The 24,530-nt window shown below is 41.7% G+C and carries 22 protein-coding genes; 6 read left to right on the forward strand and 16 right to left on the reverse strand.

What is annotated here, in order from left to right; translation table 11 throughout:
• Positions 1 to 22: 22 nt before the first annotated feature.
• From QR40_RS28205 to QR40_RS28240, 8 genes are all read right to left on the reverse strand, one after another.
• The gene (locus QR40_RS28205; RefSeq protein ID WP_242849142.1) at positions 23 to 763 is read right to left on the reverse strand and encodes a Crp/Fnr family transcriptional regulator; all 741 of its coding nucleotides are present in this window, start codon (positions 761 to 763) and stop codon (positions 23 to 25) included.
• Between the two features lie 39 nt (positions 764 to 802).
• Positions 803 to 1,897: a BMP family lipoprotein gene (locus QR40_RS28210; protein WP_044297781.1), complete on the reverse strand. Its 1,095-nt coding sequence runs from the start codon at positions 1,895 to 1,897 to the stop codon at positions 803 to 805.
• Positions 1,898 to 1,908: 11 nt separating this feature from the next.
• Positions 1,909 to 2,574: a deoxyribose-phosphate aldolase gene (deoC, locus tag QR40_RS28215; protein WP_027295705.1), complete on the reverse strand. Its 666-nt coding sequence runs from the start codon at positions 2,572 to 2,574 to the stop codon at positions 1,909 to 1,911.
• A 90-nt stretch (positions 2,575 to 2,664) separates the two neighbouring features.
• On the reverse strand, positions 2,665 to 3,618 hold the full coding sequence (locus tag QR40_RS28220) for an ABC transporter permease (RefSeq protein ID WP_044297782.1): 954 nt from the start codon (positions 3,616 to 3,618) through the stop codon (positions 2,665 to 2,667).
• Positions 3,615 to 4,715 (reverse strand): ABC transporter permease, encoded by a 1,101-nt coding sequence (locus QR40_RS28225; RefSeq protein ID WP_027295703.1) that lies wholly within the window; start codon positions 4,713 to 4,715, stop codon positions 3,615 to 3,617. The genes QR40_RS28220 and QR40_RS28225 overlap by 4 nt, the downstream gene beginning before the upstream one ends.
• Positions 4,699 to 6,240 carry an ABC transporter ATP-binding protein gene (locus tag QR40_RS28230; protein WP_044297805.1) on the reverse strand — a complete coding sequence of 514 codons (1,542 nt, stop codon included), beginning with the start codon at positions 6,238 to 6,240 and terminating at the stop codon, positions 4,699 to 4,701. The genes QR40_RS28225 and QR40_RS28230 overlap by 17 nt, the downstream gene beginning before the upstream one ends.
• Positions 6,241 to 6,313: 73 nt before the next feature.
• On the reverse strand, positions 6,314 to 6,787 hold the full coding sequence (locus QR40_RS28235; protein WP_255348112.1) for a cytidine deaminase: 474 nt from the start codon (positions 6,785 to 6,787) through the stop codon (positions 6,314 to 6,316).
• A complete protein-coding gene (locus tag QR40_RS28240) occupies positions 6,775 to 7,950 on the reverse strand; it encodes a phosphopentomutase (protein WP_044297783.1) in 1,176 nt (391 codons plus the stop codon). Before QR40_RS28240 ends, QR40_RS28235 begins: the two co-directional genes overlap by 13 nt.
• A 433-nt stretch (positions 7,951 to 8,383) precedes the next feature.
• On the opposite strand from QR40_RS28240, the gene QR40_RS28245 reads away from it, so the two are divergent.
• Positions 8,384 to 9,382 (forward strand): dipeptide epimerase, encoded by a 999-nt coding sequence (locus QR40_RS28245; RefSeq protein WP_330373917.1) that lies wholly within the window; start codon positions 8,384 to 8,386, stop codon positions 9,380 to 9,382.
• A 102-nt stretch (positions 9,383 to 9,484) separates the two neighbouring features.
• Positions 9,485 to 10,957, forward strand: a complete 1,473-nt coding sequence (locus QR40_RS28250; RefSeq protein ID WP_242858600.1) for an alanine/glycine:cation symporter family protein — start codon at positions 9,485 to 9,487, stop codon at positions 10,955 to 10,957.
• A gap of 183 nt (positions 10,958 to 11,140) precedes the next feature.
• Here the strand turns inward: QR40_RS28250 and ybaK are convergent, their stop codons facing one another.
• The 4 genes from ybaK to QR40_RS28270 all read right to left on the reverse strand — a co-directional run bounded on the left by ybaK (position 11,141) and on the right by QR40_RS28270 (position 12,965).
• Positions 11,141 to 11,617, reverse strand: coding sequence for a Cys-tRNA(Pro) deacylase (gene ybaK, locus QR40_RS28255; protein WP_044297784.1), 477 nt, complete (start codon positions 11,615 to 11,617; stop codon positions 11,141 to 11,143).
• A 5-nt stretch (positions 11,618 to 11,622) separates the two neighbouring features.
• On the reverse strand, positions 11,623 to 12,189 hold the full coding sequence (locus QR40_RS28260) for an NUDIX hydrolase (protein ID WP_044297785.1): 567 nt from the start codon (positions 12,187 to 12,189) through the stop codon (positions 11,623 to 11,625).
• Positions 12,190 to 12,329: 140 nt separating this feature from the next.
• On the reverse strand, positions 12,330 to 12,764 hold the full coding sequence (locus QR40_RS28265; protein ID WP_044297786.1) for a hypothetical protein: 435 nt from the start codon (positions 12,762 to 12,764) through the stop codon (positions 12,330 to 12,332).
• Positions 12,765 to 12,767: 3 nt separating this feature from the next.
• A complete protein-coding gene (locus QR40_RS28270) occupies positions 12,768 to 12,965 on the reverse strand; it encodes a helix-turn-helix transcriptional regulator (protein ID WP_027295694.1) in 198 nt (65 codons plus the stop codon).
• Between the two features lie 188 nt (positions 12,966 to 13,153).
• Here QR40_RS28270 and QR40_RS30455 point away from each other — a divergent pair, with 188 nt between their 5' ends.
• The 4 genes from QR40_RS30455 to QR40_RS28290 all read left to right on the forward strand — a co-directional run bounded on the left by QR40_RS30455 (position 13,154) and on the right by QR40_RS28290 (position 18,547).
• Entirely contained in the window at positions 13,154 to 14,959 is a 1,806-nt protein-coding gene (locus QR40_RS30455; protein ID WP_052431105.1) for a sensor histidine kinase, read from the forward strand.
• Entirely contained in the window at positions 14,956 to 15,753 is a 798-nt protein-coding gene (locus QR40_RS28280; RefSeq protein WP_027295693.1) for a response regulator, read from the forward strand. Before QR40_RS30455 ends, QR40_RS28280 begins: the two co-directional genes overlap by 4 nt.
• A 53-nt stretch (positions 15,754 to 15,806) precedes the next feature.
• Positions 15,807 to 18,161: a sensor domain-containing diguanylate cyclase gene (locus tag QR40_RS28285; protein WP_044297787.1), complete on the forward strand. Its 2,355-nt coding sequence runs from the start codon at positions 15,807 to 15,809 to the stop codon at positions 18,159 to 18,161.
• Positions 18,162 to 18,229: 68 nt separating this feature from the next.
• On the forward strand, positions 18,230 to 18,547 hold the full coding sequence (locus tag QR40_RS28290) for a DUF6951 family protein (protein WP_027295692.1): 318 nt from the start codon (positions 18,230 to 18,232) through the stop codon (positions 18,545 to 18,547).
• A 69-nt stretch (positions 18,548 to 18,616) separates the two neighbouring features.
• On the opposite strand, the gene QR40_RS28295 is transcribed toward QR40_RS28290, so the two are convergent.
• The 4 genes from QR40_RS28295 to QR40_RS28310 form a co-directional block, all read right to left on the reverse strand.
• Positions 18,617 to 19,933 carry an RNA-binding domain-containing protein gene (locus QR40_RS28295; protein ID WP_044297806.1) on the reverse strand — a complete coding sequence of 439 codons (1,317 nt, stop codon included), beginning with the start codon at positions 19,931 to 19,933 and terminating at the stop codon, positions 18,617 to 18,619.
• Positions 19,934 to 20,167: 234 nt separating this feature from the next.
• A complete protein-coding gene (locus QR40_RS28300; RefSeq protein WP_044297788.1) occupies positions 20,168 to 20,452 on the reverse strand; it encodes an HPr family phosphocarrier protein in 285 nt (94 codons plus the stop codon).
• Positions 20,453 to 20,532: 80 nt separating this feature from the next.
• Complete coding sequence (gnpA, locus tag QR40_RS28305; RefSeq protein ID WP_044297789.1) at positions 20,533 to 22,698, reverse strand: 1,3-beta-galactosyl-N-acetylhexosamine phosphorylase; 2,166 nt, start codon at positions 22,696 to 22,698, stop codon at positions 20,533 to 20,535.
• Between the two features lie 20 nt (positions 22,699 to 22,718).
• A complete protein-coding gene (locus QR40_RS28310) occupies positions 22,719 to 24,521 on the reverse strand; it encodes a sensor histidine kinase (RefSeq protein WP_160295882.1) in 1,803 nt (600 codons plus the stop codon).
• Between the last annotated feature and the right edge of the window lie 9 nt (positions 24,522 to 24,530).

Raw genomic sequence — 24,530 nt, forward strand, 5'->3', positions numbered from 1 at the left:
TCCTTTTCAACCATAAATATTTTTACTTCTTTTCATAATTTGCTACTTTGTCTGCTATGAATTCCTTCATTTTTAGATACTGTTCCTTATTTATCTCAAGCGTATAACCCTTTTTTGTGATATATCCGTCCTCTTCCATTGCCTTCACCGACCGGTTTACCGTCTTAACACAGAGACCTGAACTTTCCGATAATTCCTGCCTTGTCATCCGAAGATCACAGATTCCGTTTTCCTGATTGTGCTCGTATAGCCGCATAAACAGGAGAATCATCCGGTCTGCACCCTGCAAAAACAAAAAAATGCGTTCCTTTTTTGCCTGCTCCAATAAATAGTTCCCCATACTTTTTATTTCCATAAGCAGGACATGCCGGTCACTTCTTACCCACTTTTCAAATTTGTGCCTGGAAATCACCAGTAATGTGCAGTCCGTAACGGTAGAGAGAGTCGTTTCATATATTTCTCTGTCCAGGAGGATTTCCATGGTTCCAAAGACTTTAATCGGTTCAAACCGCATATAATCGTAGGCAATTCCCAATACTCTGTGATCTACTGCCCGGACAACTCCCTTTACCAGAATGTAAATCATATTGACTTCTTCTTCCTCGCGTATAAAGATGGTTCCCCTGGGCAGTCTCTGAATCTGGAATGACTGCATCAGCCAGAGCGGTGCCTCTGCCAGATAATCCTCCAGATATTCCCGCTCCTGCCTACCCAGACTTTCAATCAGAGACAGCAATTGTTCCATAGAATCTTGACGCAGCATGGCAATCCTCCTTTCCAAATTTCAATTCGTTCTATACACTTACTTAATTAATTCCGTCACCAGGATTTCAGTCGGGATGCCTTTTGCATCCTGTGCCACATCATCTTTATAAATCTGTATTTTTCCGTCCACGATCATTTTGTAAATTTCATCATAGTCCGCCTGTGAAAAAGTCTTAAACTTTGAAGTTTTCATAGGAAGCAGTACATTACCCGATTCTGATCCGAGGACAACGGATACGCCGCCTTCAAACTTTCCTTTGTAGAAGCTGTCCAGGACATCATATACGGATTTCTGCAAATTCTTCACTGCGGAAGTAATAACCGTATCCGATTCACCGGACTGGTCAACGTCAACCCCTATTACGGTCTTATCTACGAACATTGCCGCCTTCATCACGGAATTTCCTACTCCTCCGCCGCAGGCAAATATAGTATCTGTTCCCTCGTTATACCACGCCGCTGCTTTTGACATATTATCAGGGGTAGCATCGAAGTTTCCTACATATGTATATTTCATCTCCAGATCACCCTTCGAAAGCCCTAATTGCTTTCCGGCATAATCTGCTCCCTGTATAAATCCATATCCAAAACGGATAACTGCCGGTACTGCAATTCCACCCATAAACCCAAGCTTCCTGTTCCCATCCATCACTGCTGCATAGCCTGCCAGGAATCCCGCCTGTTCTTCTGCATAAAAAATGGAATGGGTATTATCCAGAATTTCACTGTTCCCGTTGCCGTCATGAGGTGATCCATCCAAAATCACAAACTTTACATCCGGATATTTTTTCTGCATGTTGTATACCGGAACCTCGTACAGATAACCGGGGCATACCACAATTTTTGCTCCGCCTTTTACTGCAAGTTCCAAAGATTTGGTATAAGCATCATCCGATTTTTCGGTAGGTTCATAGTATTTGCTGGATAGATTATGTTCTTTGGCATAGGCCTGAACCCCCTCCCAGGACCCCTGGTTAAAGGAACGGTCATCTATGGACCCCACATCCATCGACAATGCCACTTCATACTTTTTATTTGATTCCGATGATTCCTCTTCCCCACCCTTCTGACAGCCTGCCATAGTGAAAACCATGGCTGCCGCTATCAGAAATGCAATACATTTTTTCTTCATATCCCGTTCTCCTAATATTCTTTTGCTGACCTGCCCTTTAACAATTCAACTGCGGAGCTGGTTCCAATACGGCTGCATCCTTCTTTGATAAAAGCTTCCATATCTTCTATGCTTCTGACTCCTCCGGCTGCTTTTATTTTTACCGCCTCTCCTATTTCCCTTTTAAACAGGCGGATATCCTCAAGTTTTGCACCTGCTGTGCCAAATCCGGTACTGGTTTTGATAAAATCAGCTTTGGCATTTGTAACTGCTTTACATAAAGCTGTTTTTTCCGCCTCATCCAGATAACAGGTTTCAATAATAACTTTTAAAATAAAATCTCCGGCTTCTTTTTTTAATGCTGCGATTTCTTTTTCAACTTTATCAAAATCCCCATTTTTCACATCACTGATATTTACTACCATATCAAATTCACTGGCACCGTCTTTCTTAGCCTGTCGAATTTCTTCTGCTTTCGCCTCCGTTACACTGTATCCCAACGGAAAACCAATTACCGTACAGATATTAATCTGATCACCATATGTTTCTTTTACCCTTTTTACATAGCAGGGCGGGATACATACGGATGCTGTATGATATGCAATTGCCTCCTCACATAATTTCTGAATATCTGCCCAGACTGCAAATGCCTTTAACTGGGTGTGGTCTACATAATTTAATACATTTAATTCGCTCATATTTTCCTCCATTAACGCTTTATGCGTCTTTTATTATTTATTTAGTGTGTTTAGAAAAAGGATATCCCAGGCTGCCTTTACCTGCTGCCCTTACCTGCTGCCCTTATCATATGGTATCCCTTCTGCTTTTGGAGCCTGGGAATTCTTGGATAAGAATGCCAGTACCACAAGCGTTGCAACATAAGGTATCATTTTATACAATCCATCCGGCAGCGGAAGATCCTTTAATAACGGTATTCCGGAATAGATACTGGAAAGAGTCTTCATGATTCCGAAAAATACTGCCGCCCCGAAAATTCTCCCTACTCTCCATTGCCCGAAGATCAGAACTGCAATTGCCAGGAAACCATATCCCGCCACACTTGCACTGAAATTAGTGGATGTTGGTACTACAAATGCCAGTCCGCCGATTCCGCCAAGGACACCTGAAATGATTACACCTGCATAACGGATCTTATATACATTGATACCAACTGAATCTGCCGCCTGGGGATTTTCCCCGCAGGCACGCAGCCGAAGCCCGAATTTCGTTTTATTAATCACAATCGCAGCTGCAATTAATATGATAATCCCCAAAAATGTAGTCAGATATGTATGTTTAAAAAACATATCTCCAAGTACTGGAATATCGCCAAGGAGCGGTATCTTTTTAATATGGAATGTATCCAGAAAAGAAATCTGCTGCTTTCCCTGCACCATTCTGGCTACAAAAATTGCAAATGCCGGTGCAAAAAGATTCAGTGCGGTACCGCTTATAGTCTGATCTGCTTTCAGATTCACAGATGCAAATGCGTGAAGCAGGGAAAATACACCGCCTGCAATGCCGGAAACCAGGATAGCCAGAATCATAAACGACTGTCCGCTCAGAGTATTTTCAAAGGTATTAATAAACAGGATACCGGCAAAGGCTCCCATAACCATGATACCTTCCATTGCGATATTAATGACACCGCTTCGCTCTGCAAACATAGCGCCCAGAGCTACCACCAGAAGCGGTATGGCAAAAAACATGGTCTGCTGAACTACGAAATAAAGAATATTCATGATTTTTCAGCCTCCCTTCTCCTTCTGCTTATGAATTTTATAATAACATTTTTAAACAGTAATGCAAACGCCCCAAAATAGATGATCACAGATATAATAATATCAATTACTTCCGGTGCAAAGCTCAATAGCTGAAGATTGTCTCCCCCTACGGTTATATGACCGATAAATAAGCCCGCAAAAAGAATACCGATAGGATTTGAAATTCCAAGCAGTGCAACGGAAATTCCGCTGAACCCTTCCGGAGAAATCACATCCAGTACCTGGATACATTTACCCACATCAGCCAGATACATCAGTGCTCCGCCGATTCCTGCAAGGGCACCTGCAATTGCCATAGAAAGGACAATGTTCCTTTTTTCATTAATTCCCGCATATTTACTCGCCTGTGGACTTAACCCGCAGGCTTTTAATTCGTATCCAAAGGTTGTCTTATTAATTAGTATGTAAATGACGATTACAAGCAGAATTGCCACCAAAATTCCGATATTCATATTTGCTTCCGGAAACAGCCTGTCCAGACCCGCCTTTGGTATGGTTGCGGACGCTGCAACCGGAAGTGACTGGTTTTTGATCTGGTCATAAATCGTACCGGCTACCAGCATGTTTACCAAATACATTCCAATATAATTAGTCATAATAGATGCGATGACCTCATTCACGTTCCGGAAAGCTTTTAAAAGTCCGGGTATCATTCCCCATAAGGCACCAAACAGTGCAGCTCCCAGAATTGCCACAATCCAGTGTATTCCAGCCGGAAGCCAGGTCCATTTCACGCCAATATAAACTGCTGCAAAAGCGCCCATGGTAAATTGTCCGGATGCTCCGATATTGAATAAACCGGTCTTAAATGCAAATCCAACCGACAAACCGGTCATAATAATAGGTGTTGCAATATACAGCATCTGTCCCACCCCATAGGAACCGGAGGTAAATCCTCCCTTTAAGATCATAGAGAAGCCTTCCAGCGCCTCCGATGAATTGCTAAACAGCAAAATAATAAGCCCTACTGCCAGACCAGCCACAATTGCAATCAGGGAAGCCGAGAAATTAAGCAGCCCTTTCCGCTCTTTTTTATTTTTAAGCTTTTCTTTCATAACCTGCGCTCCTTTTCGTTCCTGCCATGTAAAGGCCTAATTCCTGCACAGTGACTTCTTCCGGTTTAACATCTGCAACAATTTCCCCCTCGTACATTACCAGTATCCGGTCACTTAACTGCATTACTTCATCTAATTCCAGGGATACCAGGAGAACAGCCTTCCCCTTATCCCGCTGCGCTACCAGCTGTTTGTGTATATATTCAATGGCTCCTACATCCAGACCACGGACCGGCTGGACCGTTACGACAATATCCGGATCCCTGTCCAATTCCCTGGCAATGACTGCTTTCTGCTGGTTTCCTCCTGACATTCCCCGGACTACGGACTCTTCCCCCTGCCCGCACCGGATATCAAATTGTGTAATCAGCTTTTTTGCATATTCGCGGATTGCCTGGAATTTCAGGAATCCATGATTTTGAAACCGGGGCGTATAGTAGGACTGCAGCACCAGATTTTCCTGTAAATCAAAGTCCAGCACCAGACCGTGTTTATGCCGGTCCTCGGGAATATGAGCCATCCCGTCCCGGCATTTTTTCCGGATACTTTCTTTCGTAATGTCCCTGCCATTTAAGGAAACACATCCTTCATCCAGGGGCATTAATCCGGTGATGCCATAAACCAGTTCTGACTGTCCGTTACCGTCAATTCCTGCAATACAGACAATTTCCCCTTTTCGCACCTGGAAGGAAACATCCTTTATAATATCCTTCTGGGAATTTGCAGATTTAATGGTAAGGTTTTTAACCTCAAGTACGGCATCCCCCGGATCCTGCTGCTTTTTCTCCACATTTAAATTAACTTTACGTCCTACCATCATTTCAGACATTTCTTCTTTTGAAGTTTCCTTTACATCGATGGTTCCAATATATTTTCCTTTGCGCAGTACACTGCAGCGATCGGCCACTGCCTTTATCTCATTTAATTTATGGGTAATAAAAATCAGGGATTTTCCTTCCTTTACAAGCTGTTTCATTACTTTCATCAGCTCATCAATTTCCTGAGGCGTCAGAACTGCAGTCGGTTCATCAAAAATCAGAACTTCATTGTCACAGTAAAGCATTTTGAGGATCTCCACCCTCTGCTGCATTCCAACCGTTATATCCGATATCTTCGCATCCGGATCGATTTTAAAGTGATAGCGTTCACTTAATTCCATGACCTTTTTCCTGGCATCGTCCATTTTTAAAAATCCATTTTTCAAGGTTTCCCTGCCCAGAATAATACTTTCTAATACCGTAAAATTATGTACCAGCTTAAAATGCTGGTGTACCATTCCGATCCCCAATGCATTTGCATCATTGGGATTATTGATCTTTACCTCTTTTCCGTTCATTTTGATCTGCCCTTTTTCCGGCTGGTAAAGTCCGAATAATACACTCATCAATGTAGATTTTCCTGCCCCGTTTTCTCCTAACAGTGCGTGAATCTCACCTTTTCTAAGCTGCAATGTCACATCGTCATTGGCCTTGAAGCTGCCAAATTCCTTTGTGATATGGTTCATCTCAATAACAAATTCCGCCATATCCCCACCCATGCATGCCGCAGTCCCCTCTGCGGCGCTTCCTTTCATAAATTATAATCGTTTTTGCCTGTATCTATAAGTTATCTTTTGAAAAACTCAGTGGAAATAACTCTTCCAGCCGGTATGTCCGGTAATCCGTTTCGCTTTTTGCAAGCAATACCATAAATTCTTTTGGATTACAGAACTCTGCCATCACCTGCCTGCACACACCGCAAGGAGCGCAATAATCCCTTTCCTCGTCTAAAGCACCCTCTTTATTCCCTACAATAACAATCTTTTCAAACTCCCTCTCCCCGACGGACACCGCTTTAAAAAATGCAGTTCTCTCAGCACAGTTCGTTGGCGAATATGCTGCATTTTCTATATTGCATCCGGTATATACACATCCGCTCTTCCCCAAAAGCGCTGCACCTACCTGAAATCCTGAGTAAGGGGAATAAGAGTATTTCTGGGCTTTATATGCCTCCCGAATCAGCTCCTTGTCTTCCATTAATCTCGTACCATCCTCTCTTTTATTACTTGCTTCCATTACTGTTACTGCTTCCATACTTCCCTTAAAAAACTTTCTCCGTCCACCTGGTTTTCGATTCCGAACAAATCCAATACCGTCGCCGCGATATCCGCAAAGGTTTTTCTTGTTCCCAAGGAGACATTTGCTTTGATGCTGTTCCCATAAATCAGCATCGGTGTATATTCTCTGGAATGATCTGTGCTTGCAGTTCCGGGATCGCAGCCGTGGTCTGCGGTGATTATTAAAATATCGTCCTCTTTCATTCTCCCCAGAAATGTTCCAAGCTGCTTATCAAAATCTGTGGCTGCCTTTGCATAGCCGTCGATATCATTTCTATGTCCATACAGCATGTCAAAATCCACCAGATTCACAAAACAGATTCCGTGAAAATCACGGTCCTGAAGTTCTATTGTTTTCTCCATACCGTCTGTATTGCTCACTATGCTTCTGGTATCCTGTATTCCCCTGCCCGCAAATATATCATAAATTTTTCCAATGCCAAGTGTATCGAAACCTTTTGCTGACAAAACATCCAGCATGGTGTTCTTGGGCGGAACCAGGGAAAAGTCATGACGGTTCGTTGTACGCTTAAAATCCGGATATGTCCCTTCAAAAGGCCTTGCAATCACTCTTCCCACACCATGTTCTCCACAGAGAAGTTTTCTTGCGATCTCACAATCATGATACAATTCCTTCATCGGTACCACGTCTTCATGAGCTGCAATCTGAAAGACACTGTCAGCCGATGTATATACTATCAAAGCTCCGGTTTCCACATGCTCTTTCCCATAGTCCCGGATTACATCCGTGCCGGAATACGGTTGGTTACAGATCACTTTCCTGCCTGTCTCTTCCTCAAATCTTTTAATAATCTCTTTCGGAAATCCATTTGGATAAACAGGAAGCGGTTCCGGGGAAATTACACCAGCGATTTCCCAATGTCCGATGGTGGTATCCTTTCCCATAGACGCTTCTGCCATTCTTGCATAAGAACCGGTCGGGGTCACCTCGCTTTTCCCTTTTTCTACCCCTTCGATGTGAAACATTCCTAAATTCTCTAAATTCGGTGTGAAATACTTCCCTGACTTACGTATTGTTCTAAGTGTATTGCTGCCCGTATCATGAAATTTGTCCGCATCCGGAAGTTCACCGATTCCAAAACTGTCCAATACAATTAAAAACACTCTTTTTGCTTTCATTCTCTTACCTATTGCATATTGCCGGTTAGAGGGTAGGCTCTAACCGGCCTTACTGCCCTTTCTTACTATTTTTATATCTTATATGAATCCTCGTACATTTTGCTGTCGCTTGATAAATAGATCATAGTCCCTTGTTGTATTTTTAGATAGGACTTCTGTCCTTTCTTTTATCTAAAATATTCATTTCGTCTTATTTTACAATTTTTGTCTTCTGTATTTGGTCATAATTCACAATTGGTTCACTTCTTTATTATCTGAATAGATAGAAAAAGCTATACATATTCTTTAACAATACTTTCATTAATTTACAATCATTTTTAAGGAGGAACGCATTATAAAAATTTCTAGAATTGATATCCAGGAAATAGATATTCCGCTGGTAACACCCTTTCGGACAGCGCTGCGTACCGTAAGTTCTATCAATGACATTGTAATCACTGTTCATACGGATTCAGGAGAAACCGGCTATGGAGAAGCTCCTCCAACCGCAGTCATTACAGGGGATACCAAGGGCTCCATAATCTGTGCCATTCGTAACTTTATCGCCCCTTCCATAATTGGTAAGGAGATTGATGACATAGAGGGCATCATGCATGCACTTCACTCCTGTATCCTGAATAATTCATCCGCCAAAGCAGCTGTAGATATGGCAGTTTACGACCTCTATGCCAAGAGCCTGCACCGTCCCCTCTATCAGATACTCGGCGGTGCAAAGCAGACGCTTGAGACCGACCTTACCATCAGTGTAAATCCCACAGAAATTATGATACATGACAGCCTTGACGCTGTAAACCAGGGCTTTCAGATTCTGAAAATCAAAGTAGGAAAAGAGGGCATGAAAGATGTAGAACGCATTTCCCAGATCCGCTCAGCGCTGGGCCCCCAGGTCACCATACGGGTAGATGCTAACCAGGGCTGGAATCCCAAAGAAGCGGTCCGTATTATAGCCCGGATGGAGGATCTGGGACTGGATATTGACCTGGTTGAACAACCGGTCCCGGCTCATGACCTGTATGGCATGCAGTATGTTACGTCTCACTCCTGCACTCCCATTCTGGCAGACGAAAGCATATTCACTCCCCGTGACGCCATTCGGATTTTGGAAATGCATGGAGCGGATATGCTCAATATCAAGCTGATGAAAACAGGTGGTATCCATCATGCCCTGAAAATCTGCAGTATCGCAGAAATCTACGGTGCAGAATGTATGATCGGCTGTATGCTGGAAAGTAAAATTGCTGTCAGTGCCGCCGCACATCTTGCTGCGGGAAAAAATATTATTACAAAAGTAGACCTGGATGGACCATCGCTCTGCAGAACTGATCCATTTGAGGGCGGACCGGTCTATGAGGGTTCCTGTATCAAGATGAATCAGGATTATGGGATTGGTATTACCCAAGTGCCTAAACCCATATTTAAAACACTAAAATAACTTACTGAAAAGTGCTTGTATCTAATTATGCGATCCGTTTTCTTACGATGGGTTGTCATAAATATTTCTTTCATGCGTAGTATTATGTGAAGAACAATTCCCATGAAAGGGTATGCCATGCAGACATTGGTCCACTACATATCTGTCCTGAATGATACAATTAACCGTTTCGTCTGGGGAGTTCCCATGCTGGTATTTTTTCTGGCTGTGGGAGTTCTCTATACAGTTGGAACCAGATGTTTTCAATTTCGTCATTTTAAGCTCTGGTTTTCCGAGACGATTCTCACCTGTTTTAAAAAATCTCCACCAAAATCACCTGAGCCCGGTTTACAATCCGGTAAAAAGAAAAACTCCATATCTCCCTGGCAGGCAATGGCTACTGCCCTGGCCTCTACCGGCGGTGTAGGAAATATCGCCGGGGTTGCCACCGCCATTACGGCAGGCGGACCCGGCGCTCTTTTCTGGATGTGGGTTTCCGCTCTCCTGGGTATGATGACTCATTATGGTGAAACCGTACTTGGCATCTGCTTTCGAAATAAAGATAAGGACGGACACTACAGCGGAGGCCCCATGATCTATATGGAAAAAGGTCTTCACTGCAAATGGCTCGCCTGTTTTTTTTCACTTTTTTGTATCGGCGCAGCACTGGGCATGGGCAATATGTCCCAGTCTAACTCCATGGCAGATGCCCTGAACCATTCCTGGGGTACCCCAAAGCTGGCGATCGGAATTGCTGCTGCTCTTATTACGGGACTTGTTATAACCGGGGGAATTGGCCGCATTACTATCGTAAGTGAAAAACTGGTACCAATTATGTCTATCCTGTATATTATTGGTGCACTCCTTGTAGTTCTGACTCACATTGGAAATGTACCGGCTGCCTTTAGCTCTATCTTTCATGAGGCATTTAACTTTCGTGCCGCAGGGGGCGGAATTCTCGGATACGGAATAGCATCCGCCATGCGTACCGGAATTTCCCGCGGGGTCTTTTCCAATGAGGCAGGACTTGGAAGTTCCGTTATGGTACACGCCGCCGCAGATGTGGATCATCCGGCTATCCAGGGTATGTGGGGAATCTTTGAGGTATTTGCCGATACAATGGTGGTGTGCACCATTACCGGCCTGGCTATCCTCTGCTCCAATGTCTATGACCAGACGGCTTACTTAAATGCCATGCAGTTAGACCAGATGTACCAGACTACCCGCTATATTGATGCGCTTCCAAATGGTGTACCGCTTGCGTCAGCTGCTTTTGCTTCCACCTTTGGCTCGATGGGAGATATCTTTGTCTCCTTTTCTATCCTGCTTTTTGGTCTGGCTACATTGCTTAGCTGGTCCTATTTCGGAGAGCAGGCAGTCATCTACCTCTTTGGCCACAAAGTTGTGCCTGCATATAAGTTTATATATATCTTTTTTATCGTAATCGGAGCTGTTGCCCGGCTGGATTTCGTCTGGAGCGTCTCGGATACGCTAAACGGACTTATGGCGATTCCAAACCTGATAGCCATTACGGTACTGTCGCCTACGGTATTCCGGGTAACAAAAGATTATTTTGTCAAATACAAGGGCGGGTGATTTACAGAAAACGTTAACACGGAGTAATTCTTATGTCAGGACATACAAAAGCGCTGCTTTTCTTTCCGGGAAGGTATATCCCCGGGACCCAGCAACGCTTTTGTACAATAAAGCTTTTATTGTATAGCAACTATTATTCTTTTTACAAGTACCTCCCCAATATATCTGCATTTTGAAAAAGTATTAAACAACGATATCCGCAAACTCAGCTTTCACCAGACTTTGCAGGGCTAACGGCGACAGCCTGATCGTGGTTCCAAGTTTTCCGCCGCTGATATAGATTTCATTATATTTCCGGGCACTGCTGTGTATGATTGTCTTGTATTGCTTTTTCATTCCAACCGGGCTGCATCCGCCCCGGATATATCCGGTTATTTTATTGATATCTTTTACATGGATCATCTCCACTGACTTTTCACCCACTGCTTTGGCAGCTGTTTTCAACTGTACTTCTTCTGCAATAGGGATCACAAATACGTAGTATTCCCTGCTCTTTCCCTGGGCCACCAGTGTTTTAAAGGATTGCTCAACGGGCGCACCAGTTTTTTCTGCTGTATGGAGACCGTCTATGAACTCATCACATTCATAGGTGATGAGTTCATAGGGTATCTTATTTTTTTCCAGTATCCGCATTGCATTGGTTTTTTGCTCTTTTGCCATTTCACTTATGCCTCCTGATTGTGTCCATATAAATATGTTCCCAGCAACTCCATTTCATCCTGATAAATACAGTGCTTAAGTTCTCCGTTTTCCATCTGATTCATGCATTCCCGAAAAGATAGCCATATTACGGATTCCACCTCTGATGTCTGCAGGATAAACTCTTCGGGGTTCATATCCCGGTAAAGCACATAAACTGCACTTAACTCATAATTCCGCCAGGGTTTTCCGTAGAATTCTGTTTCCAAAAGGGCATCATGGCGCCCTATATAGTGCAGTTCATCCGCTGCCGCCACCACGCCCAGCTCCTCCTTAAGTTCCCGTATTGCCGATTCCAGGTAGTCCTGCCCTGCCGGTATGTGTCCGGCCGAAGAAATGTCATAACAGCCTGGGAAGGAATCTTTGTCACTGCTTCTTTTTTGCAAAAGGATATCAAAATCCTCATCTGTATTTTTTCTAATGATCCATACATGGGAAGTCCCATGAATATCTCCGTCTCTATGCACCAATGAGCGTTCTTTGGTTTCTCCCGTGATGTTTCCATCTAAATCACGGATATCAAAATATTCCATATAACCTCCAAGAGTCTGTTTTAAAAATGCTTTCTTTATGGATTATCATAGTTTTTCTATTACCGATCATAGATCAAATTTATCCATTTGTAAAGCAGATATGGAGATTTCTCTTCTTTGTCACCAATGCAATTCTCTTCTTACATATTTTTATTGTATCTGCTGATATAAAACACATTTGCAAAAATAACAATCAGATATGCCACGACAAGTGTAAGTGTAACCCAAAGTTCTACCTGCATCAGGGCATATACCAGCATGAGTGCTCCAAATACATAGATCATTAGATCATAAGCTTTGCCTTTTGCCTGGTTCCTTATCGAGACATTTCGCTCGTCATTTGTATCAATCCTAATCTGCTTTGCTGCTTCCGGATTTTTCCGATAAGAAAGGTTTGTAAATACAGTACCAATATTCTGGCCAAATACACCTGCCCCTATACCGATCATAATAAATGGCAGTACAGCCATAATTCCTTCTGCGTCACCATAAAGCTTTGCCAATACCGCCCCTGATGCTCCTAACACCAGACCAATCACTGTAAATATAACATATTTTCCTATTTTATACCCCATATCTTAATCCTCCTCATAAATAAAAATATCTTCAATTGTCATTTCAAAATACCTTGCGATCTTAAATGCCAGTAAAATTGAGGGATTATATCTTCCGTTTTCCAGTGATCCGATTGTCTGCCTGGAAACCTCAAGATCCTGTGCCAGCTGTTCCTGACGGATCCCTCTTTCTTTTCTTATTTCCTCTAACCGGTTTTTCACCTCACCGCCCCTTTCTCATTATGGAAAGCTTCCTTTACATTTTCATCATATACCTTATTTTCAGAAATGTCAAGCTTACTTTCCATTTTTATTTTTTCTTTTGGTGTAGTGTTGGTGTGGTATTGATTTTATACTTACTCAATTAGATCATTGTAATTACCCGGGTTATCACAGAGGAGGCCTTACATTTGAAACGACATTTACCTTTGCTAATTTCCGTTCTTTTATGTACGATATCCTTACTTTCTGTTATGCTTCTTATTTACTCCATACAGGAAGAAAATAATTATAAAAATCCTGAGAATCTTACCTCTGTGCAATTCATTGGAACTTATCAGGCATCACCGTCAGATCTCCCAAGAGATCTGACATCTGAAACCTATATTAACGGAGCAGAGGTGCCTTCACTAATTTTAACCGGACATTTTGACCACGAAATACAGGATAATGAACAACTCCTTTTCCGGCTGAATAATGTCCGATTTAAAATTTATATAAATGGCAGGGAATATTTTTCCTATGGAGAAAAGGGAACTTACCCCTCATTTGTAAAATCTCCCGGTAATATATGGATTGGCGTTATGTTCCCTCACATTACTTTACAGGATGAAATAAAAATCGAACTAAGCAGTATTTACCATAATAATCTCTCGATATCATATAATAATTTTTACCATCAGATATACAAGGGAGACTCTGGTGCACTATTTCAATTTCTGCTCAAGAATAATTTTACTAAAATTTTCCTGGGGTTTTTTGTCGTACTGTTTGGTATGATGCTTTTAGGAGCACTGATGCTATTGAAAATTTTAAAGACACCCATATCTCCGGCACCTTTTTACCTGGCATTTTTTACGATTGTAAGCGGAATATGGGTACTGATCGATTTCAATCTGATCTCGCTGATAATCCCTTATGGACTGTTCACCAATATTTTAGATGTTATCTGTTTATCACTGGCACCGTTACTGCTCGTACTTTACATGCTGAACTTTGTGACAGGAAATGCCAGGTATTTCCTATTTGCTGTTGCCTATTCCCTGTTAGGATTTCTTTTGTTCTTTATTCTGACCCAGGGATGCGGTATTTTAGATGGTTATGAACTTTTAACCCCGCTGTGCATCTTACTGGGCATTAGTTCTATCGTAGCATTTTTCTGCCTGCTGCATGAAATCAGGCATAATTCGAATAAAACGACTAAATTTATACTGCAGTCCTGCTGCCTCTGCTTTTTAGGCGCAGGTGATGTAGTGAATTATTTTTTACAGATCATTCCCTTTAATATTTGGTTCATTACAGGATTTCTGCTATTTATGATAACCCAGTTTATATTCGTCGTGCGTTATCTTAACAAAAGCATTAATAATGCTTACCTGACCAGACAATTAGAAAGTGAACTGGCACAAAGCCGTATAGCGATAGCTCTAAGCCAGATACAGCCTCACTTCCTGTATAATTCACTGACTGCAATCAAACAGCTTTGCGCCATTGATCCTATCCGCGCAGAAAAAGCAGTTGGTGATTTTGCCAGTTTCCTAAGGGGCAATCTGGATTCTCTCTCAAGCAGTGCCCCCATTCCTTTCGAGAAGGAACTGAATCATATTAAGAACTATTTATCCCTGGAACAATTAAGATTTGGACGCCGGCTTCGAATTGTTTACGATATCCATGCAAATGGATTTCTGATTCCTTCCCTGACTGTCCAGCCTTTAGTTGAAAATTCCGTTCGATATGGTGTTACCAAAAAAATTAATGGAGGTACGGTAACCATATCAACTAAAGAAACTGAGAATGCCTTTATCGTTACCATCTCTGATGACGGCATTGGATTTGACCCATATAAAAAACAGGATGACGGACGCACTCATATTGGCATCGAAAATGTTCGAAAACGCCTTTATTCACAGGGGGGCAGTCATCTGTCCATCACAAGTATTCCCAAAGAGGGAACTACAGCTGTCATTACTATTTACAAAGGAGCGACTGAAAAATGAATATTATAGCCGTAGATGATGAAGAACTTGCACTTGCTTACTTAGTCAGAATTCTGGGGGAAGCTGAACCGGATTGTCAGATACAACCTTTTCTGGATCCTTTTGACGCTCTTCAGTACGTGAAATCCCACCCGGTAGATCTTGCATTTTTAGATGTGGAAATGTATGGACTAAATGGGATTGACCTTGCAAAACGTTTTAAAGATACTCAGCCTGACATTAATATTATTTTTGTGACAGGTTTTCCTGATTATGCCGTAGATGCCTTTTCCCTTCATGCCAGCGGATATCTTCTAAAGCCTGTCTCCGTTGAAAGTATTCATTCGGAAATAGCCTATCTGCGTAATCCAATCGTCAAAAAGACGGATAAAAAAATTCGTGTACAGACCTTTGGCAGTTTTGAAGTATTTAACGGAAGTATTCCACTTGAATTTTCACGGATCAAATCCAAAGAACTGTTTGCTTATCTGATCGACCGTAAGGGCGCAGGATCAACTACTGCCGAACTCAGTGCAATTTTATGGGAAGACCGGGAGTACAGTATTTCTCTTCAGAAACAGTTTCAAACGATTGTCAGTGATATGATGAAAACGCTAAAAAGCGCAGATGCAGATGATGTAGTAATAAAAAAACGTAACTTTATATCAGTGGACACCTCCAAAATAGAATGTGACTACTATAATTTTTTAAACGGAGATGTTCGTGCCATCAACAGTTATGCCGGCGAATATATGTCAAACTACAGCTGGGCAGAATTTACCACCGGCTTCTTATACCGGCAAATTCATGAATAACTTCTTAAACTATTCATGTATGCCGCATTCCGAACAGAAAGCAGGAATTTTTCATGGAAAAGAGTACCCTTATACGGACAAATATTATTATTTGCGTGATCATCACACTGGGTTTTACAATTACTTCAATTATTAGTTATCGCTCAAATATAGGCATTTTTCAAAAAGATATTGAAAATGTATCCGCCCTGGCTTCAGATGGCATCTACCATAAAATTGATTCCATCTTTGCTAAACCGGTAAATGTTTCACTTACCATGGCAAATGACAGCTTGCTGGTTGATTTTCTCTCCAAAGAAAAGAATCACATGGAAGATGATACTTACATACAGCAGCTTCGGGAATATCTGAATTCCTATAAAGAAAAGTATTCCTATGATTCAGTATTCCTGGTTTCCACAAATACAAACCGCTATTATCACTTTAATGGCATTGACCGGTTGATTACTGTCGATAACCCGGAAAACAAATGGTATTATGATTTTATCGAACACGAAAATGAATATTCTCTCAATGTGGATAATGACGAAGCCAGTGATAACATCATCACCATTTTTGTAAACTGCAAAATCAAAGCAAAGGACGGGAGTACTTTAGGGGTAGTGGGTGTTGGATTAAAAGTAGATCATCTTCAGGAACTTCTAAAAGAATACGACCGGCAGTTTGGAGTCACTGCCAGATTAATAGATCATGATGGTATTATACAGGTCTCTTCCTCAGAGACGGGCTATGAAAATGTTAATATTTTTAAAGATTCATCACTTGTTGATTTCAAGGATACCATTCTGCAAAATACAACAGGGAAAGAAACTTTCTGGTGTGACTCCCCTCAATACCAAAGCGAATACTGCGTTGCCCAATATATCCCTAACTTAAAATGGCATCTGGTTGTTGCTAACAATTCTACTGCAGTGAGCCATCAGCTACATCTGCAGCTTGGAAGAAATATTGCGATTATAATATTTATTATCATGTGTGTACTCCTGACGATTACAAAGGTAATCCGTAAATACAATAAACAGATCCTAAAACTTTCCATTGATGCCGAGCTGGAATACCATAAGCTCCTTCATGAAGCAACGGAAGGTCTGTATGAAAATATTTATGAACTGGATATCACCCATAACTGTGCCTGCGGTGAAGGTACCAAACAATATTTTGAAAGCCTTGGCATAGAAAGGGATTCCCCCTATGATAAAGCACTGAAGACAATTGCACAAAAACAGGTGAAAGAGGATTATATCCAGGGATATATGGAGATTTTTTCTCCCCAGCACGTATTGGAAGTTTATAAAAGCGGTATCAATACCCTGACTTATGATTTCTTATTTTTGGAATCACCGGATAAATACCGTTGGATGCGGATTAATGCCAGAATTTTTTTCTGGGCATCCAACCAGTCCATTCGTATGATCACATACCGCCAGAATATAGACGCGGAAAAGAAAAGGGAAATTATGCTTCTTAAAAAATCACAGATTGATTCCCTTACCGGTTTGTACAACAAAAGAACTACTGAGGATATGATATCAGGTATCCTTTACAAAGATGCTCCTAACAGGCTGCGTCATGCATTTATTATATTTGATATCGATAATTTCAAACACATCAATGATACTTTTGGCCATACCTTCGGTGACTCCGTCATTACAGAATTTGCGGCAGAATTAAGATCGCAATTCCGGGACAGCGATATCGTAGGGCGAATTGGCGGGGATGAATTTGCAGCCTGCATGAGAGATTTCCATGATATAGGTTCTGTTATTCATAAATTAGAAAGGTTCTGCTCTAAATTGAGCCGGAAGAATTTTGGAAAAAACAGTGAATACTATATTTCTACCAGTATTGGCGTGTCCCTGTTCCCGGATCATGGAAGCTCCTACACGGAATTATATGAAAAAGCCGATCAGGCATTATATTATACCAAAGGACACGGAAAAGGCTCTTATTGTATTTTCAATAAAAATATTGAAGGAGATTCTGTGTTTCATGTCAACCAGCAGGATATGCTTGCATTAATCAGTACTTCCATTGACGGCATTTCCAAAATAGCATGGGTGGATGGCAAATTCAGAATGCTGTATTTCAATCAGAAAAGAACTGAGCTTACCGGCACCACCGCAAAAACATTTTCCGATCCGGATTATGATGTCCTCTCACAGATTCATCCGGACGACCTTCCCGGCGCTTTGGACATTTATTATAAATCTTTGCCGGAAAGAGTTCCTTTCTCCTTATCTTACCGGCTGCGCCACTCCGATGGCCATTATATTCCCGTGAAAGCCAACGGCCTTTTTGTGGATGAAGTGTATAAAGAGAAATACCCCGTGTTTTATGTGATCTATACAGACATGTCCTCTGTTCTGGATTTCGAAAAAACAAACAAAATAACTGATAAAAATCTATAAAAAGTCTATGCTTTTTTCAAAAGTCGTCTTATAATTAAATATAAGAAATTTATGAAGGAGGTATACATATGACAAAAGTAACTATTAATCCAGGTGTCTGCGGGCTGATCACCAGTATAGAAGCTTCTTCTGAGGATCAGATGGAAGTTACAGTAAAAGTTGATTCCGGGTGCGCAAGTATCCAAAAAATGTTTGACGACCTGGGGGATACCTTTGATGCTTATGAGGTCTGTCTTGGAAAACCGGGCACAGGCCCCTTATATGAGTATGCATCAGAACATCTCCCCGGACATGCATCCTGCCCCGCTATCGCAGGGATGATTAAGTGCATGGAGGTTGAGTGCAAGCTAGCACTTCCCAAAGAGGCATGGATACGATTTGAATGATCTGCATTGTAACGGAAAGACTCATTAGCGATATGACAATTCTTATCGATAATGAGTCTTTTCGTCAAACTAATCTTTTAGTTTATATCTAATTAATCTCCCACCCCCACTTTTTATAATAAACCCCTTCTTTGTCATTTCCCGCAGCAGTACAATTGCTGTTGCCTGTGATACTCCAACGGCTTCTTCAACATCTTTTCGAACAATATAATCTTTTTTATTAAAAAGATTAAGAATTTGCTCCTCTCTCTCCGTATAACGGTTAATACTTGCATTTATATGTTCGTGTGTAAGCCTATTGGCATAAAAATTCCTATTTGGCAAAGTAATCTTAAAGGCATTATTCGTCACATCAAACCGAGGCTTTTCATCAGCCTCTTCATAGCTCTCCACAATCTTAGGTACCCCGGTTCCATATGCTTCAATCAGGTTCAGACGATAGAATATATTTGCCAGTTTTTGATTTCTTAAAATAGATACACCAAGCAAAATATCATCTAATGTCATTCCTTTCACCAAACCGCCTACCGTCACAAATTCAATTCTATCTTCAAAAATACTAATCAATGTACTGGCGCTAAACGAATAATCCCGATGTACAATCGCATTCAAAAGAGCTTCACGCAAGGCTTCTTCGGGATAATCCCTACGATCAATTCTATTCAGACCTTTAAATTCAGCTCTGGTACGATTATATAATTCGATATATTCATATGCATCCTCTACCTGTCCTAGCAGCGATCCGGTAAACTCCTTTCTCTCCTTAAAAACTGCTTTTTTACTTCCCTCAAATACTGCCAGTTTTATTGTATGCTGGCATTGTTCTGACAATAAAAGCCCTAAACACGTATATGCCCCATCCATTCCAATCAAGCCCAGAGAAATCCTTTGATTATCCTCAAACGCAACCTTTTTCCTCTTAAAGTAGTCTGCCGTCTTTACAAAAGTAAGCTGCTGTTCCAGCGACCGTGCTGTTTCATAACAGTCACCGCTAGTTTCCTTGATCATATTTCGAATCCCGGTCTCTGTTGCCGGAACGGTAGACGCTCCCTGCCTTACATATACCCCTTCCGGACGCAATCCTTTTTTAGATATATAATAAGGGCGTGCTGTCCCCCTCTGTACTGAAACAACAACGACTTCTTTATCTTCCATTACTTCATTATTACATTCTACAAAAAGTGTAACATCCGGCCGTATTGCATCTCTGACGGCATTGGTCATACGCAGCATGGTATCATCCACATCATTTACTCCAACGACTGATCCATCATCCTGTATACCAATATATATTGTACCACCGTCAGAGTTAGCAAAACCAACCACTGTTTTCTTTATATCATCTGTAAACTCTCTTTTAAACTCAATTGTTTTACTTTCATTCATACCCGTTTCCTCATAATTCTTTCTGATTATCGTTCTAATTATTCTAATCATTATAATAATTATTATATCATTATAAAATACCTTGTCAACGCTATAAATATAAAATTGTTTAACAACTGTATTCTCCAATCAATATGCACCTCAAAAAAGCTGCCGGCACCTGCCAGCAGCTTTTCCTGTTTGAAGAGATTCATACTATGGAATCATGGTTACAAATCAGAAAGCAGTATGGAATTAACGTCCCGCCTTGTCTTGATCCGGTCTGTGTGAATTCCTGGAAGCCATCATTCTGCGGCTTACAAATGGTCCTACCTCTTGTACCAGTTCCATGCATTCATTATCATGAATGATCATTTGAATATTTTTTGCAGAGCTTAGCGCCAGAGTTCCCACCAGCGACTTTGCATCAACGATATGGTGTCCATACCGCAGGTCTACATCTACATCATATCTGCTGACAATATTGACGAACTGGACAGCGTCATCCGGGGTCTGGAATGTAATGGGTATTTTGATCATGTGTTTATACTCCTTTCATGAGATGTTTCATTAATTGGAGTATATCCAGTTTCTGGAATTATAACGGTTAATATTTCATTCTACAGGAAAATATTTATAACTTCTGTCTGATATGCTTTCAGTCTGCAGGAAATTTCTTTTCCTTCCACCTTTACCAGTGTTTCCTGTTCTGTATCCGTATTATTAATTACTACCAGTGCGTGTCCGTCAGGAAAATAAGCGCATTCCGTATTCAGATTCGATGTGACTCCCTCCTGATCCATTTTCTCCCCTGCCCCGAATAAAATGAGATTTTGCAGCATTCTGGTATTCGCCGGGCAAATCCGGTAAGATGACAGATAGATTCCGCAGCCCCTTCCAAATGAATGAACCGTTAATAACGGCTGACCTTCTTTTTCCAACAGCACCCTGGCTGATCCGTCTGTGAGATACATTCCTTCCCCGGATTTTATGCCGGCTCCTTCGGGGATCAGCCCGGGAATTTCCTCGGCTGTAAATTTCCATTTTCCATGGCACACCCTTGCCCCTGTGTCTTTATCCACTCCCAGTATATGCGCCATTCTGAAGTAAGTATCGTATCCATCCACAGCGGAAGGCTCATTTACACCAATAAATGCGCCTCCATCGTGGGCCCACTTAGTCAGTCTTTCTACAATTTCACAATCCTTCCAGACATCTCCGCCGCTCCATGCCGTACCTGCCGCGCCTGCATTGATCAGAACGTCTATCTGGTCCAGTGCTCCCTTTTTCACATCTTCAAAATTGATAAAGCTGACCTCAAAGGGAAGACCTGACAGACTTTCATTGATATGGATCAGATCATGCATATAAGTCTCATGAAAATGCCCCGACAGCGTCCAGGAACGAAGTCGCCCCCAATAATGCAAAACAGCAACTCTTGGTCTGAAATTCATCGGTGCCCCTGTTTTATGTAATTCCCGGATCTTACGGAAGTCATCTGCCAATTCTTCCATATAATCGGCAAACTCCGGTTTTCGCTCAACCAGATGCAGATAACCGCCCAGCCCGATACGGTCGACCGGCTGCCTTAAAATTGCTCTTCGTACATCTTTCCAGTATCTCTGTGCCTCCGCCTTTGGATCACCGTCAGCCAGAAAAGAGGGCGAACCGTCCACTCCTGTTGGAAACAGATAGGGATGAAGTCGCAGTTCATGGGTCTTTACCCTAACCCCGCTGCAGAGTCTGGATTCAAAACCACTGAAAACCGCTTTGATGATGCCATCAAATCCAAACTTTTCAAAATTTTTTCCATAAGGTTCATTTCCAACCCAGCTGTCATCGTAGAACACATAGGCTTCCTTACCGTAGTCGTGGACGATTTTCACTAGCTTTTTTCCAAACTGAATTACAAAATCGTTTATAAACTTCATCCAATCGGCTTTCTTTTTGTCTCCGGGCATGTGGGTAACATGGAATTTACCCTTATTTACAAAATCTTCTGCCGTCATCGAGTAACCATATTTCTTCTCAAATTCATCCAGGGCAAGGGGACTGACGGTAAAGTCATAGGACGCCCAGTCCGTAAATAAATGTCTGTTTCTTTCACTGCTTCCCCACATCCACACAAAATTATAGAACATGGAAGTAAAACGGACCACTGTGGTATCCGGGTGCGCCTCACACCAGTCCTTCATCCACCCCAGCATATATTTCTGTGTCTCAGGATACCTTGGATCAATCTGCATCAGATGTTCCTTGTCCCATCCATTAGTAGTATGGTTATACATGGAAATTTCTTCCCAGATGCGGTATGCCAGAAAGCTTACGGTATACTTGTGCCAGAGTGCAGTTTTATTTACCTTCACCGTCTTTTGTTCTCTGTCATAGCTCCACTTTTCCCGGGATATCTCTTCATTACTGGTCCGGTCATATACCTGCCAGTATTTCATTGCATTTTCCGAATCATTCACCTGAAACTGCCCTTCAAAAAAGTCTTCCATCAACTGAAAGGAAACGCTTTCCTCCACAGCCGTTTTCGGCTGTGTCACCAGAAAGGTCTGCTGCAGTTTATCCATATTCTTTTTCGCCCAGTCATTATGGTCCCGGATAATGCAGATTGTAGAATAAATTCCGTAACCTGCATCCAGTATTTCCCGGGATAGTTCGGTGCCGTCACTGTCACGGATTACATCTGCTCCCCACTGCTTTGCCAGTTTTAAGGTGAGTTCTTCGTATCCGGCTTCACCCGGCAGAGTAAATCCACCCTTTCTATTTTCTATATTCATAGATTCCTCCTGTTAAATCGTTAAATACATTTATTTTGATCCAGTTTCAGAAACGGAATATACAGAACTACTTCCGTGCCTTTACCGGGCGTACTCTTAATTTCCATTCCATAATTTTTTTTACCAGTTTCATTTTTACATCCGTTTGCCTGTCTGCTGCCAGACTGTTTCCCGTAGATATGCTCAATTCTGCTCTTGACGTTTCCCACACCAATGGTGCGCATCTGTCCCTGTATGGAATCATCCTGATTCAGAATACGTTTTACAACATCTTCCTCCATTCCAAGACCGTTATCACGTATGGTAATTCGTATGTCATCTGTGATCCCTTTTATACGGCAGATAATAATCTCTAAAATCCCTTTTTCTGTTTTCCCCGCCAATCCATGAAAAATAGCATTTTCTACTATGGGCTGGATCAGTACATTGGGAACTGCTGCCTGACATACACTTTCGTCAATATCATAGATGACATCAAACCGCTGGGGATACCGGTAAGATTGCAACAGCAGATAATTCTTTATATTTTTCAGTTCCTGCTCCATGCTGATAAAGATACTGTCTTTTTGTACCCGAAGGGTATCCTGAAGTAAAGATATAAAAGCATTGGAAAATCTCACGATCTCTTTATTTCCTTCTATTTGCGCCATATAAACAATGGAATTCAACGTGTTATAGATGAAATGAGGATTGATCTGCAGCATGAGCCGGTTAATTTCCATTTCCTTTGTGGTTTTCTCGTATTGAATGCTCTCTTCCATTCTTCTCTTAATATCGGCAACCATAGTATTAAACGCTTCTCCCAATACCATTAATTCGTCGTTTGTACGGATATCTACTGCAATTTCAAAATCGCCTTTCCCTACCTGGACAGCCGCTGTATGAAGCTGTTCCAGGGGTTTGGTAATATTTCGGATACAAAAATATAAAACCAGGGCCAGGATACTGATTGCACCCATAAAAATAGCAAGGAAGAATAATTTTATATATTTTAACTGCTTCAGAAGCAGCGTATTCGATACTTCTGATACCATCATCCAGCCATCATCCAAACTGCGGTTTACCAGAATGGTATTTTTATTTATAAGCTGTATCTGTCTGCCGGTCTGTTGTTTTACTTCCGGAAATGGCATACTGATGGAACCATTATGCAGTATTGCATTTCCCCCACGGTCATACAGTGCATATCCGCTTAGGAGACCGGTATCCAGTTTTGCGTATTTTTCCATCTCCGGGACACCGGCATGCAAAATGATATCGCCCAGAATATCTTTGCCATTTCGAATGTCCTTAAAACTCATGATATAACTTACCACTTCTTTTTTTTGGATTCCCTGTTCCAGGGTATAAATATGCGGTGCAGAAAATCCTTTGTACAGGCCGGTATCCTTAAATTTTGTATACCATATTTCCTCTTCCGGATTAAACTTTCCTTCCGTCTGGTTGCTGGAATAAGAATCCATTTCGGGAGATACAATTGTGACTCCATAAATGTAAGGAAACTGATTGATATAAGTACGCAGTGTCTGTTTTACGCTGCGCTCGGTAATCAGGCTTTCCAGTACATCTTCATTGCGCTCTTCTCTGAGCAGATTTTGCACCTGCTCATCGATTACAATCTGTTTTGCAATATTAATTACATTATTTTGGATATACTGAAGCTGCCTTGCTGTCTGCGCCAGCTTTTGATCTTCCCCCATAACCGTATGGCTCTCCAATATGCGGTAAAAATATTGGGATGCTCCAATGCCGCTGATTAAAAATGCCGCTATAACGGGAATAAAAACCATCAGCATAATTTTAGTACGGATTGTCCGCTTCATGATTTTTGC

This window comes from Robinsoniella peoriensis (assembly GCF_000797495.1).
GTDB lineage: Bacteria > Bacillota > Clostridia > Lachnospirales > Lachnospiraceae > Robinsoniella > Robinsoniella peoriensis.